Source organism: uncultured Pontibacter sp., from assembly GCF_947499215.1.
Lineage (GTDB): Bacteria > Bacteroidota > Bacteroidia > Cytophagales > Hymenobacteraceae > Pontibacter.
Genome location: NZ_CANMNI010000002.1, coordinates 784,091 through 796,277 on the forward strand (window position 1 = coordinate 784,091; position 12,187 = coordinate 796,277).

Annotated in this window: 14 protein-coding genes; 8 read left to right on the forward strand and 6 right to left on the reverse strand. The window is 50.1% G+C overall.

Annotation, left to right across the window (positions count from 1 at the left end):
• Window positions 1–67: 67 nt before the first annotated feature.
• The gene (locus tag Q1A04_RS11530) at window positions 68–412 is read left to right on the forward strand and encodes a hypothetical protein (RefSeq protein WP_299705668.1); all 345 of its coding nucleotides are present in this window, start codon (window positions 68–70) and stop codon (window positions 410–412) included.
• Between the two features lie 70 nt (window positions 413–482).
• On the opposite strand, the gene Q1A04_RS11535 is transcribed toward Q1A04_RS11530, so the two are convergent.
• From Q1A04_RS11535 to Q1A04_RS11550, 4 genes are all read right to left on the reverse strand, one after another.
• Window positions 483–701: a PLDc N-terminal domain-containing protein gene (locus tag Q1A04_RS11535; RefSeq protein ID WP_299705671.1), complete on the reverse strand. Its 219-nt coding sequence runs from the start codon at window positions 699–701 to the stop codon at window positions 483–485.
• Window positions 702–732: 31 nt separating this feature from the next.
• Window positions 733–1,023 (reverse strand): hypothetical protein, encoded by a 291-nt coding sequence (locus Q1A04_RS11540; RefSeq protein ID WP_299705674.1) that lies wholly within the window; start codon window positions 1,021–1,023, stop codon window positions 733–735.
• Between the two features lie 101 nt (window positions 1,024–1,124).
• Window positions 1,125–2,321 (reverse strand): glycine C-acetyltransferase, encoded by a 1,197-nt coding sequence (gene kbl / locus Q1A04_RS11545; protein ID WP_299705677.1) that lies wholly within the window; start codon window positions 2,319–2,321, stop codon window positions 1,125–1,127.
• 67 nt (window positions 2,322–2,388) lie between these two features.
• Window positions 2,389–3,819, reverse strand: a complete 1,431-nt coding sequence (locus Q1A04_RS11550; RefSeq protein ID WP_299705680.1) for a hypothetical protein — start codon at window positions 3,817–3,819, stop codon at window positions 2,389–2,391.
• A 397-nt stretch (window positions 3,820–4,216) separates the two neighbouring features.
• On the opposite strand from Q1A04_RS11550, the gene Q1A04_RS11555 reads away from it, so the two are divergent.
• The 4 genes from Q1A04_RS11555 to Q1A04_RS11570 all read left to right on the forward strand — a co-directional run bounded on the left by Q1A04_RS11555 (window position 4,217) and on the right by Q1A04_RS11570 (window position 8,320).
• Window positions 4,217–5,194, forward strand: coding sequence for an L-threonine 3-dehydrogenase (locus Q1A04_RS11555; RefSeq protein ID WP_299705683.1), 978 nt, complete (start codon window positions 4,217–4,219; stop codon window positions 5,192–5,194).
• Between the two features lie 194 nt (window positions 5,195–5,388).
• On the forward strand, window positions 5,389–5,727 hold the full coding sequence (locus tag Q1A04_RS11560) for a thioredoxin domain-containing protein (RefSeq protein WP_299705686.1): 339 nt from the start codon (window positions 5,389–5,391) through the stop codon (window positions 5,725–5,727).
• Window positions 5,728–5,836: 109 nt separating this feature from the next.
• Window positions 5,837–7,258 (forward strand): DUF4403 family protein, encoded by a 1,422-nt coding sequence (locus tag Q1A04_RS11565; RefSeq protein ID WP_299705689.1) that lies wholly within the window; start codon window positions 5,837–5,839, stop codon window positions 7,256–7,258.
• A 72-nt stretch (window positions 7,259–7,330) separates the two neighbouring features.
• On the forward strand, window positions 7,331–8,320 hold the full coding sequence (locus Q1A04_RS11570; RefSeq protein WP_299705692.1) for a YihY/virulence factor BrkB family protein: 990 nt from the start codon (window positions 7,331–7,333) through the stop codon (window positions 8,318–8,320).
• A gap of 75 nt (window positions 8,321–8,395) precedes the next feature.
• On the opposite strand, the gene rlmN is transcribed toward Q1A04_RS11570, so the two are convergent.
• Both rlmN and Q1A04_RS11580 read right to left on the reverse strand, forming a co-directional pair.
• Window positions 8,396–9,469 (reverse strand): 23S rRNA (adenine(2503)-C(2))-methyltransferase RlmN, encoded by a 1,074-nt coding sequence (gene rlmN, locus Q1A04_RS11575; protein ID WP_299705695.1) that lies wholly within the window; start codon window positions 9,467–9,469, stop codon window positions 8,396–8,398.
• Window positions 9,470–9,490: 21 nt separating this feature from the next.
• Complete coding sequence (locus Q1A04_RS11580) at window positions 9,491–9,919, reverse strand: thioesterase family protein (RefSeq protein ID WP_299705697.1); 429 nt, start codon at window positions 9,917–9,919, stop codon at window positions 9,491–9,493.
• A gap of 233 nt (window positions 9,920–10,152) precedes the next feature.
• Between Q1A04_RS11580 and mnmD the strand changes: the two genes are divergently transcribed.
• The 3 genes from mnmD (at window position 10,153) to Q1A04_RS11595 (ending at window position 12,027) form a co-directional block, all read left to right on the forward strand.
• Window positions 10,153–10,830: a tRNA (5-methylaminomethyl-2-thiouridine)(34)-methyltransferase MnmD gene (gene mnmD / locus Q1A04_RS11585; RefSeq protein ID WP_299705700.1), complete on the forward strand. Its 678-nt coding sequence runs from the start codon at window positions 10,153–10,155 to the stop codon at window positions 10,828–10,830.
• A 66-nt stretch (window positions 10,831–10,896) separates the two neighbouring features.
• The gene (locus Q1A04_RS11590) at window positions 10,897–11,400 is read left to right on the forward strand and encodes a glutathione peroxidase (RefSeq protein ID WP_299705703.1); all 504 of its coding nucleotides are present in this window, start codon (window positions 10,897–10,899) and stop codon (window positions 11,398–11,400) included.
• 306 nt (window positions 11,401–11,706) lie between these two features.
• Window positions 11,707–12,027 carry a hypothetical protein gene (locus Q1A04_RS11595; RefSeq protein WP_299705706.1) on the forward strand — a complete coding sequence of 107 codons (321 nt, stop codon included), beginning with the start codon at window positions 11,707–11,709 and terminating at the stop codon, window positions 12,025–12,027.
• Window positions 12,028–12,187: the final 160 nt, after the last annotated feature.

Genomic DNA, 12,187 nt, shown 5'->3' on the forward strand with positions numbered 1-12,187 from the left:
TTTGGCACGGTTATGCCAATAGGGCTTTGCGAAATCAAATAGTTAATCTAAACTAAACTGACATAACATGAAAAAAGCAACTTTTTTAGCAGCCGCCATCGCCCTTCTTGGATTCACATCAATCGATGCCAACGCACAAGCCGCACAGGCTGCTGAGCAAGCTCAGACTCAAACTCAAAACGATAATAAAGAGAAAGTTACCAAAGACCAACTTCCTGAGCCTGTTAAGGCTGTGTTGGATCACGAAGCTTATAAAGAGTGGACTGTAGGTGACATCTACAAAGTGAAGCCAGCTGAAGGTGCAGCCGATGCGAAAGTGCTTTATGAGATCGCTCTGACGAACAAGGAAGGTCAGACTGGTACGATCACCCTTGACGAACAAGGCCAAGACGCCTCTAAAGAACAAGAATAGCCAAAGCGCATTTAAGATAAATACTTAGAACTATGGAAAGGGCCTCTGCTTAGCGGAGGCTTTTTTGCGTCTATACCTTGCTTCTCCTACTCCAAAACACCCAATAGGCCAGCAAGCCAAACACAGGCACTACCCACAGCACAACCATCCAAAGCAGACGCTCCGTCAGGTTATAGTTTGTTTTGAAGATCAGGTGCAGCAGCGAGAGCACCACCAGTACGTAATAGGCGGCCACCAGTAGGAAGATGGAGCCAAAGATGGGATCGTTTCCGATGAAGCAAAATAGCATAGATTTAGCTTGATGTTGAGGAGAAGTTAGCTTACCCAAAAAGAATTTGGCTGACAAACCAAGTCAGATAGGCTAGTGCAGGGGCGCAGAGCAAAAGCACCATGCCCAAGTTCACGCGCACCCACTGCGGGTTAAGCATCATACTTAGGTAAGCTTCCGCTGAAAGCAGTATGGAGAAGTAAAAGGTGATCTGCAATAGGGTACCGGTTAGGTTAACTTCACCCCGTATACCTGCCGTGGCATAAGCCAGAAATGATATAACCAGCCATGCGAGCACGGTACTGAGCAGCAACTGACCAGCTTTTACTTTAATGTTGTTCATAGGTATAGCAGGTATAGGTATCAGTGATGATGACAAGATATAAAAAAAATAGCCGCTCCCATAACAGAAGCGGCTATTTCTATACTAGTATAAAGTTGGGCTTATTTGATAACACCCAGCTCTTTGCCCACTTCTTTGAAAGCGGCGATACACTTGTCTAGGTGTACGCGGTCGTGCACGGCAGAGAGCTGTACACGGATACGAGCCTGTCCTTTTGGAACCACCGGGTAGTAGAAACCGATCACATAGATACCTTTGTCGAGCATGCGGGCTGCGAACTCCTGCGCCAGCGGTGCATCGTAGAGCATAACCGGTACAATCGGGTGGTCGCCTGGCTTGATGTCGAAACCGGCCGCCGTGATCTGCTCACGGAAATACTTGGTGTTCCACTCCAACTTGTCGCGCAGCTCAGTGGTAGAGCTCAGCAAATCCAACACTGCGATGGAAGCGCCCACAATAGACGGAGCCAGCGAGTTGGAGAACAGGTATGGACGCGAGCGCTGACGCAGCATGTCGATGATCTCTTTTTTGCCTGATGTGAAACCACCCATGGCGCCGCCTAGCGCTTTGCCCAGCGTACCTGTGATAATATCGATCTGGCCCATCACGTTATGGTACTCGTGCGTACCGCGACCGGTCTTACCCATAAAGCCCGAACTGTGGCACTCATCCACCATAATCAGGGCCTTATACTTGTCAGCCAGCGCCACGATCTTGTCAAGTTGCGCCACTGTGCCGTCCATGGAGAAGGCGCCGTCAGTTACGATGATGCGGTGCTTGGTGCCGGCATTCATGGCTTCCTGCAGCTTGGCCTCCAAGTCTTCCATGTTGTTGTGCTCGTAGCGGAAACGCTGAGCCTTGCACAGACGGATGCCATCGATGATGGAAGCATGGTTCAGCGCATCCGAAATGATAGCTGACTCAGCGTCGAATAAAGGTTCGAACAGACCGCCGTTCGCGTCGAAAGCCGCTGCATACAGGATGGTGTCTTCAGTACCGAGGAACTCAGAGATTTTACGCTCCAGTTCTTTGTGAATGTCTTGGGTGCCGCAGATAAAGCGCACCGAGCTCATGCCGTAACCGTGGGTGTCGATGGCATGCTTGGCCGCCTCTATCACCTTGGGGTGTGCCGACAGGCCTAGGTAGTTATTGGCGCAGAAGTTCAGCACATGGTGCATCTGTGTGGTATCGATGTCAGCGCCCTGCGGGGTGGTGATGATACGTTCTTGCTTATACAAACCTGCTTCCTTGATCTCGGCAAGCTGCTGTTCTAAGTCTGGTTTTAACGTTTCGTACATGGGTTATCTTCGTTAAGCTGTTACTTGTTCTATAATACGGGGCAGGTATAGCTTCTGCCCACTTTGTTTACTTTTCTGTTTTGGGCGGCGGACGGCGCATGATTGGCCGGGGCCGTGGTGGCTTAGGTTTCTCGTTTTGCTCTTCCGGCAAAGTGGATTCGCCAACTGATGGCTTAGCTGTTAAACCTGCATCTGAAGGAGCTTCCTGATGAGCCTTATTGACCTCCGGTTCCGCTGTCTCTCTCGGCGCTGTTTCCTGCGGAACTGTGAGCGGAGCCGGTCTGCGGATAATTGGCCTCGGACGTGGCGGTTTGGCTGGCTGTTCTATACCTGACTCCCCTGCCGGTGCATTCGCTGGCGTTTTTTCTTCCGCGGGCACCTCTCCTGCTGCTGGTGCTGTCTCAACTCCATCTGATGCAGGTTTTGCCTCTTCCGGTTCAGACGCCGGGGCCGCTGGTTTGGCCAGTGCCGCCGGGCGCTTGATCACAGGCCTAGGCCGTGGTGGTTTTGATGTGTCTGCCGTTGGCTGCGCCGGGTTTTCCGCGTCAGCAGTAGGCTGTGGCGCATCCGGAGCAGGCGGTTTATCACCTGCATCAGATGCGCTTGGCTCCTGCGCTGGTTTCTGCAAAGCCGTTGGCCTTTTTATAATCGGTCGAGGGCGCGGAGGCTTTGGCGCTTCTGCAGGAGCCGCACCGCTCGCTGGTTCTATACCTGTGGTTGGCGCTTCTGCTGGCTTCTCTCCTTCCTGTAGTTTTTCTCCTTCTTGCGACGGCTTTTGCAGCGCTGCGGGGCGTTTGATGACCGGTCTCGGACGAGCAGGCTTCGGCGCTTCCGCTGATGCTTCATTGGCCGCATCGGACTGCTCAGGTATAGCATTCTCTTCCTGCTGCCGGGCGGTTGGCTGTTCGTCTGGCTTTGAAAGCGCAGCCGGACGCTTGATCACCGGTCTGGCTCTTGGCGCGGCAGGCTTGCCAGCTTCTTCGGCCGGCTTCTCTGCAGCAGTCGCTCCCTCTCCTTCCACCGGCGGTTTCAAAGCGGCTGGTCGGCGCACTACCGGTCTTGGTTTAGGTGCTGCAGCAGGCGCAACTGACTTTTCCTCAGTTGTTTCCTGTGGAACATCCGTTGCGGTAGGTACAGCAGTCGGTGCCTCTGGTTCAGTTTTAGGTATAGGAGCGGTGGCGCGTCTTGCGGCTGGTCGCGGGGCGGCCGTGGTAGTCGGCTTTGGCACGTCTTCTTCGCGCAGATGGTATCGCAGTCGCACGTCGTTGAGCATCATTTTCACGGACACATAAAAGCTGTTAGGGTGCATTTGGGCATACATGTTTTCCCAAACCCTGTAACGGGCCGGGTCTTCAGCCGCAAAGGCCTCCCTGTTGATTCGCTTTTTTACCAGATACTCTTCAAACGTCATATAGCGCTGACCGTGTCCTATACCTGCAAAGGTACGGAAACGAGCCTGAATCATTTTCCATATCAGCCTGATCAACCTATGTCGCATACCTGCAACGGCTATCGGCATGACAAATATAAGAAAATCGGACTCCTGAAACAGGTACGCATTATTTCTATTTTACCATTGCATTACTTAATCATTAAATCTGCTCACGCCTATTTCAGTACCCGATCGACCGCCATACCTTTGGCCCAAGGTGAAAATATTAGGTTAAGATTAGATTAGTTGAGAGCGAAGCGCTTGCCATTGGCAGGCGTTTTCTTTTTGAGACAAATGACCAGTTATTCATGCATTGAATCAGGTGAAGCAGCCATGTGGCTGCGCTGAGGCTAATCCTCAGTTGCCAGAGTTGACTCATCCATAGAAGCATTGTGAATCTTGTGCTTATATTTTCAGGATTGCCCTGAAATCGGTTACTTTGTGCAAATAATTTACTCTGACTATGGCAAACACAAGTGACACGGTATTGGTGATTGGCGCCTGCGGACAACTTGGCTCTGAACTCACCCTCGAGCTTCGCAACATGTATGGCGGGTCTAATGTAGTGGCAGCCGATATTACGGCGCCCAAACAGGCTGACCTCCTCGATTCAGGCCCATTCGAGAAAGTGGATGTGCTGGACACAAATGTACTGGCCGAACTGGCTTCTAAATATAAATTCAAGCAAATCTACCACTTGGCGGCTGTGCTGTCGGCCACTGGCGAGAAGAACCCGAAATTCGCTTGGAAACTGAATATGGACGGCCTCTTCAATGTGCTGGACCTAGCCTTGGAGCATAAAGTGGAGAAAGTTTACTGGCCAAGCTCCATTGCCGTATTCGGACCGAACACACCGCGCCAGAACACGCCGCAGCATACCATTATGGACCCGAACACAGTGTATGGCGTAAGCAAGCAGGCCGGTGAGCGCTGGTGTGAGTATTATTTCGAAAAATACGGTCTGGACGTGCGCAGCTTGCGCTACCCTGGCCTGATCGGTTACAAAGCTCTACCGGGCGGCGGCACCACCGACTATGCCGTTGATATCTACCACAAAGCCTTGGAAGGCGAAACCTACGAGTGCTTCCTGAGTGAGAACACTTACCTGCCAATGATGTACATGCCGGATGCCCTGAAGTCTACCTTGGATCTGATGCACGCCCCGGCCGAGCAGGTGAAAGTGCGCAGCTCTTACAACCTAAGCGCGATGAGCTTCTCGCCTGAGGAGATCGCCGCCTCCATCCGTAAGTTTATACCTGACTTCAAGATTACCTACAAACCGGACTACCGTCAGCAAATCGCCGACTCGTGGCCACAGAGCATCGACGATAGCGCCGCCCAGCAGGATTGGGGCTGGAAGCCTTCCTTCGACCTCGACGCGATGACCGAGGACATGCTCCTCAACCTGAAGAAGATGAAGGAAGAGCAGACGCTGGCGTAAAAAAACGTTGCAGAAGTATTCAAAAAAAGGGCTAGCACCAGACAGGTGCTAGCCCTTTCGCTTTCTGTAATTTGGCTTCCGGATAGCCTAATGTAACTATATCTCCTAACCTATGTTTTGCACAAAACGTCTATACCTTACAAGCACCTTGTCGCATACCTGCCAAAGGCTTGCGGATCTCAAAACTATGAAACATGACTGTAACTGATATAACTGACAACCAGCTGCGACAGCTGATATTTGATAAAGAGCGCGTAATCGTAAAATTCACTGATCCGGCCTGCCCTATTTGTAAGGTGCTTTCCCCCTCCTTCCGGAGGCTCTCCCTAGAACCCCAATACCAAGAGATAAGCTTTGTGCGCATGGACGCGAGTGAGAACCCTGTTTCGAGTCAAGAGGTTAAGCTGACTGGTACACCTTTCTTTGCGACTTACCAGAAAGGAACAATTCAGGAGTGCGGTATTGTTGACACCGAAGAAGGCATCCGTGCCATGCTCGTTCGACTTTTGCAACCTGATAAACAAGCTACCTGAGTCCACTGACTAAGCAGGAGGTACAAGCAGACCGCAAAAGCCGTAATTTGCGACAAAATATATAAGGCTATACCTCGTGTTTCGACTCACTACCCTTCAGCTGGTTTTCTTGGTTTTTATTTTAGGAAGTCTGCTCACTTTTCAGGCATGCTCCAGCACAGCCCGGCTCACTACTACCGCTCCTCCGGTAAGTGTCGCCACTGCGCCTGCCTATCAGCCTAAGCTCTCTTCCATCAGCATACCCATCTCCATCCCGCTATCGACTATTGAGGACAAACTGAACCAAGAACTGCAGGGGACGCTCTACAAAGACGACAACTTAGACGATGACAACCTAATGGTAACCGTGCTCAAAAAAGGGCGCATGACCATACAGGCCGATAAGGACAAGCTATACTTCAGTGTGCCGCTGCAAGTATACGCCAAAGGCCGTTGGCAGTGGGAGCCCTGCAAGGCCTGCCCTTCATTCAGCAAATCCGAAGCGACTTCGTTTGATATGGTGGTGAAAGCGGAGAGCCGCTTCGGTCTTTCCGAAGACTACAAAATCAACACGATCACGAGTAGTAACTTTGAGTGGGGCAATACCAAACCCTACATTAATCTAGGACCGCTCAAGATCGGACTGGCTCGTTTTATAGAGCCTGCCATGAAGCAGCAGATGAATGTGATCGCCAGACAGCTGGACAAGGAGATTCAAAGCCGTCTGAATTTGCGGCAGTATGTAGCCGACACATGGGTGCAGATGCAGCAGCCCGTAAAACTGGACGACAACCTGAACGCTTGGCTGAGTGTGGCACCACAAGAAGTGCGCATGGCGCCGCTCTACGCACACAATGGCAGCTTCCATACCCGTTTGGGTATTACCTCTTATATGCAAGTCACAACCGACGGCAAACCGCAAACGCAACTCAACCGCAACCTGCCCAAACTCATCATCGACAACCACCTGCGCGACGACATTCAGATTGGACTCACCGCCACAGTGCCTTATACCCATGCTAGCAGCCTAATGCAGCAACAGGTGGCGAACCAGACATATAAGTTTGACGACGGGAAAAGCCAGATCACTGTGAAAGACGCCGCCATCACACCAAGTGGCAGCCAGCTAGTGCTGATGCTCGATGTGGACGGAAAAACCAAGGCAGGCCTTTTCACTAAAAAACTGGTGGGTAAGGTATACCTGCGCGGCACGCCTTATTACGATACACAAACCGCCTCCATCAAACTCCGTGACATAGACTACGATCTGGAAACGAAAGACATGCTGGTGAGCACGGCCAGTTGGCTGGCTAAAAACAAGTTCAAAGACATGATCCAAAGCCAAGTGAGCATACCTGTACAAACCCAACTGACCGATGTGCGCAACATGCTACAGCATACCCTGAATCAGTCGGGTCGCATGCACGAGGCGGTACTATTGCGCGGGGCTGTCAACGACTTGGAGCTGGAAGATATATACCTGACCCCTACCGGTATAAAAGCCCTTGTAAACGCCCGCGGTAGCCTAACCGCCACCATTGACAAACTGTAGTCAGCTTCACTTTTCTAACCTAACATTTATCGCTGCCGTATCAAAAACCTATCTTGATACTGACAACGCGATATGACGAAATCTATAACCAGTAAAATCCTTCCGCTCACTAAATCGACCTTCAATGGGTTTCTGGAGAGTGGGGCACTATTGCTCGCTGCGGCGCTGGCCTTTAACGCCATCTTTTCCATTCCGCCCCTGTTAATTATCATTATACAGGCAGCGGGATTTTTTTTAGGGGAAAAGGCTGTTTCGGGTGAGCTCTCAGCGCAGATATCAGAAGCTATAGGCCCCAATGCAGCAGAAGAAATTGAGACCATTATTCAGAACGCGGCTGTGAGCGAGGGAGGCGGTATTGCTTTCTGGATCGGTATAGGCACGCTTATTTTTGCCTCCACTACGTTTTTTGCTACGCTGCAGGAGTCGCTTAATCGGGTATGGAACGTGAAGCCGAAGCCAACAAATGGCATTGTGAAGATGTTGAAGGTACGCATGTTCTCATTTGGCATCGTGTTGAGCATCGCTCTGCTGATGCTTGTTTCACTCTTGCTGAGTGCCGTCATCTCTATCTTGAGCGATTACCTCCGCGACATCTTCGACAACTACTTGCAGTTTATTTCTCCTGATGTGCTGTACTTCCTCATCAAGGCGATGGACTTTATACTGTCAGTCGGTATTATTACCGCCTTGTTCGCCCTTATTTTTAAATACCTGCCAGATGCCTTTATAAAGTGGAAAGACGTATGGGTCGGAGCCCTGATCACAGCTTTGCTTTTCACGATCGGTAAGTTTCTCATCAGCTGGTTCATCAGTACCAGTGACCCGGGCTCGGCTTACGGTGCGGCGGGCTCTATGGTCGTTATAATCGTCTGGATCTACTACTCTTCGCTTATCGTACTGTTCGGTGCAGAGTTTACACAGCAGTACGCCAGTGAGTTTGGAGAGGAAATACGTCCGAAAGAGCACGCCGTGCTGTTCAGAGAGCAGGAAATAACCAACAACCCACACGACATTTCGAGCGGAAGGCCAAGGCCTGAGGGCCGGTTTAACAAAGCCGGCTAAACGACAAAATAAGCTAAAGAAAGAAGGGCCTCCGCTATGCTATAGCGGAGGCCCTTTTTTTAGTAAGCTTCTATATTAAGCTGGTTGTTTCTCTTTTACGGCTAGCTGTCCGCAGGCGGCGTCAATGTCTTTGCCACGGCTGCGACGCACGTTCACCTGCACACCACGATCAGCGAGGTAGTAGATGAATTTCTCCAGACGCTCGTCGGCCGTGTTCACGAAGTCAGCGTTCTCAATCGGGTTGTACTCGATCAAATTTACTTTGCAAGGAATGATCTTTGTGAAGCGCAACAGTTCCTCTGCGTCTTGCAGCGAATCGTTGAAGTTATCAAACACGATGTACTCGTACGTCACCTTACGGCCCGTCACTTGGTGGAAGTGCTTCAGTGCATCTGTCAAAGCCTCTAGTGAGTTAGTCTCATTGATCGGCATGATCTGGTTGCGCTTCTCATCATTTGCCGCGTGCAGTGACAAGGCGAGGTTCGCCTTCACACCGTCATCGGCCATCTTCTTGATCATCTTGGCGATGCCTGCCGTGCTCACCGTAATGCGGCGCGCGGCCATACCCAAGCCATCGTGCGCCGTGATGCGCTCAATGCTCTTCATGACATTGGCGTAGTTAAGCATTGGCTCGCCCATACCCATGTACACAATGTTGGTGAGTGGCTGGCCATACTGTTGCATGCTCTGCTCGTTGATGCGCACCACCTGATCGTAGATTTCGGCGGCATCGAGGTTACGCACGCGGTCCATGTAGCCCGTGGCGCAGAACTTACAGGTAAGCGAGCAACCTACTTGGCTACTCACGCAGGCGGTCTTGCGCTCGTCGTGCGGTATCAGCACACCCTCTACAATATTGCTGTCATAGAGCTTGAAAGCAGACTTGATAGTGCCGTCGTTGCTGAGCTGCTTGGTAGCCACCTGCACCGCGTTAATGGCAAAGTGCTGGTCCAGCTTTTCGCGCAAGGCCAAGCTCACGTTGTTCATCTCCTCAAACGACTGGGCCGAGTGTTTCCAGATCCACTCATAGACCTGCTTGGCACGGAAAGCTTTTTCGCCCTGCTCTACCAACCATGCCTTTAAGTCGTCCAGCGACAGCTTACGGATATCCTTCTTGTTCAGTATATTAATGTCTGCAATCAGTGTCATACTGCAAAATTACAAAAATACTTAGGCTTTAGTTTCAATCCGGGCCTTTACTTCGTCGGGCAATGCCATTAATTTTCGCTCTTGGTAGTTGAAGCACAACATACCGGTCTTGGCACGGGCCACTTCCTTGCCATCTTGGTTGAGCACGTGATAGGTAATGTCAAAGCCATACTTGTGTATATCGTCAAAAGCGAGCTTCAGTGTGAGCACGTCGCCATAGAAGCCTTCGCCCTTGTACTCGATTGCCACATCGGCCATGATGAGACTGGCTCCGCCTAAGTCCAGCTCGGTATAGCCGAAGTGGCGCAGCAGCTGCAGGCGGGCTTCGTGCAAAATAGAGAGCAAGGCATCATTACCGAGGTGGGCACCGTAATTAAGATCCGTGATGCGGACAGGTATGGCCGCCTCAAAAGAGACGTGCGCAGGTATAGCTACTTTTATTCGGGGCATACTTAGTTGTTGACTACTAATTGTTGATCGTTGATTGTCGCGAAACCCAGCCTAATCTGAACGGGTATAGCTTTGCTTTCAGTTCTAGTGCTTATCAATTTATCCTTTTAATCAAGAGAGATTATTCATTACTCATCATTCATTAATAATTCATAATTCCTCATTCTTAATTCTTCATTATTGTTGCGGACAGGCCAAAGCATTGCTTACATTTGTAAAGTAAATAAATAATCATGCATCTCGAAATCAGGCAGACCAAAGACGGCTCCAACACCCTGTATGTGCCCGAACTGAACGAGCACTACCACTCGGTGCATGGCGCTTTGCAGGAGTCGCAGCATGTCTTTATTAAGCACGGCTTGGAGCATGTGCTCAATCTCCGCAAAGACATCAAAATACTGGAAGTTGGCTTCGGCACTGGCCTCAACGCCATCCTCACCTACCCTTTTGCCCTCGCTCAGAAAGCATTCATTCAGTACGACACGCTGGAGAAGTTTCCGCTGGGCATAGACGTGGTGGAACAGCTTCATTTCGACAAAGTAATCCTGAACCCCGAACTGCAGGAGGTGTTTATGGAACTGCACAAAGCCCCTTGGAATGAGCCGGTGGATGTGATCCCCTACTTCACACTTCAAAAGATACATGAAACGCTCGAAGAGTTCGTGGCACCGCAAGCCTACTACGACCTGATCTACTTCGACGCCTTCGCGCCGGAAAAGCAGCCGGAGCTTTGGTCAGATGAGATGTTTGCCAAGCTTTATAAAGCGACCCGACCGGGCGGCGTGCTGGTGACTTACTGCGCCAAAGGCTCTTTTAAGCGTAGCTTGCGTGCAGCGGGCTTTGAGGTGGAGGCCCTGCCTGGCCCTCCGGGCAAGCGTGAGATGACGCGCGGCCTTAAGCCTGTCGAGTAAAACCTTTTCCACAGATTTCGGTTGAGGTATAAACCGAACCGATTATACCTCAACAAGAAATACATCATGAGCACAAAAAACAGGGAAAGCGAATTCTATCATCTATCCGCCACATCACTGCAGGGCAAAGAAGTCAATATGGAAGACTTTAAAGGCAAAGTAGTGTTGGTGGTAAACACGGCCAGCAATTGCGGTTTCACACCACAATACGAAGGACTGGAAGAGCTGTACCGAAAGTACAAGGACAATGGTTTGGTAGTGCTGGGATTTCCCTGCAACCAGTTCGGCAACCAAGAGCCGGGCGGCAAAGAAGAAATTGAGCAAGGCTGTATGGTGAACTACGGCGTGAGTTTCCCGATGATGGAGAAAGTGGACGTAAACGGCAACAATGCGCACCCTGTGTTCAGATACCTGAAGTCAGAACTCGGTGGACTACTGGGTAGCCGTGTGAAGTGGAACTTCACCAAATTCCTGATCGATGCCAATGGAAAGCCCGTGAAACGCTTCGCCCCCATCACCAAACCAGAGAAAATAACACCGGATATAGAACGCCTATTAGAAAAGAAATAAGCGTAAAAGGTGCTGCAAAATCATCTGCATAACAAATAGTATATCAACGGGTTATGATTTGCTCACCTTTGCTCCAAAAAACTAATCAGGCTACCTTATACGCTGGATGCCAGCTTTAATTAGTCACAACTTATTTGTACTGAGCGTTTTAAAACAGGACTCTGTATTAATAAAGTATAAACTAGTCGTATATAAGTTATTTTCACTATATTTTTTCATGTCGCAGCCAGAATAATTGTTTTATTTCTGGAATTAAGTCTTATTTTGCATTGTCTATTAGCAATGAAAGCAAATCAACAGGACCACATGAAGAAATTATTACAAAAAGCAGTTAAGCCTTTGGTAACTCCATTTAAGGCGAAGTATGAAGTAGTGTGCACGACGTATCAGGTGATACCTGGCTTGCCGGTAAACAAACATGAGTCGAAGCACAAGTTTGAAAGAGGCGCAGTACTGGAGGCCCGCGAGTTTTACGCCAAGGTGATCTCTTCTGAAATGACACGCACTATGGCTCCTGTAGAGGTGCAGCTGCGTAAGATCTACCTCGGTGGCAGAACCATTGAGCAGGCCGAGTTCGGGCCGGTGACTCATTTAAAGAGTCTCTCTAAAGGAAAGAAAAAGAAGTAATAGCATTTGCAACAATATAAAGCACAGGCCCTCTTGGATGATCCGGGAGGGCCTGTGTTTTTTGCACCTTTGCGTACCCTCCAATTCAATATAGGAAGGCGCTAATAAACATCCCGCACGCAAATGCGTAATGCTGAGCATACAAGATGCTACTATTTAG

What these genes read in the sequence shown, in the direction of transcription:
- mnmD (WP_299705700.1), top strand. Translation starts at nt 10,153, where the DNA reads ATGCATCTCGAAATCAGGCAGACCAAAGACGGCTCCAACACCCTGTAT.
- Q1A04_RS11530 (WP_299705668.1), top strand. Translation starts at nt 68, where the DNA reads ATGAAAAAAGCAACTTTTTTAGCAGCCGCCATCGCCCTTCTTGGATTC.
- Q1A04_RS11555 (WP_299705683.1), top strand. Translation starts at nt 4,217, where the DNA reads ATGGCAAACACAAGTGACACGGTATTGGTGATTGGCGCCTGCGGACAA.
- rlmN (WP_299705695.1), bottom strand. Translation starts at nt 9,469, where the DNA reads ATGACACTGATTGCAGACATTAATATACTGAACAAGAAGGATATCCGT.
- Q1A04_RS11570 (WP_299705692.1), top strand. Translation starts at nt 7,331, where the DNA reads ATGACGAAATCTATAACCAGTAAAATCCTTCCGCTCACTAAATCGACC.
- Q1A04_RS11540 (WP_299705674.1), bottom strand. Translation starts at nt 1,023, where the DNA reads ATGAACAACATTAAAGTAAAAGCTGGTCAGTTGCTGCTCAGTACCGTG.
- Q1A04_RS11590 (WP_299705703.1), top strand. Translation starts at nt 10,897, where the DNA reads ATGAGCACAAAAAACAGGGAAAGCGAATTCTATCATCTATCCGCCACA.
- kbl (WP_299705677.1), bottom strand. Translation starts at nt 2,321, where the DNA reads ATGTACGAAACGTTAAAACCAGACTTAGAACAGCAGCTTGCCGAGATC.
- Q1A04_RS11595 (WP_299705706.1), top strand. Translation starts at nt 11,707, where the DNA reads ATGAAGAAATTATTACAAAAAGCAGTTAAGCCTTTGGTAACTCCATTT.
- Q1A04_RS11550 (WP_299705680.1), bottom strand. Translation starts at nt 3,819, where the DNA reads ATGCGACATAGGTTGATCAGGCTGATATGGAAAATGATTCAGGCTCGT.
- Q1A04_RS11560 (WP_299705686.1), top strand. Translation starts at nt 5,389, where the DNA reads ATGACTGTAACTGATATAACTGACAACCAGCTGCGACAGCTGATATTT.
- Q1A04_RS11580 (WP_299705697.1), bottom strand. Translation starts at nt 9,919, where the DNA reads ATGCCCCGAATAAAAGTAGCTATACCTGCGCACGTCTCTTTTGAGGCG.
- Q1A04_RS11535 (WP_299705671.1), bottom strand. Translation starts at nt 701, where the DNA reads ATGCTATTTTGCTTCATCGGAAACGATCCCATCTTTGGCTCCATCTTC.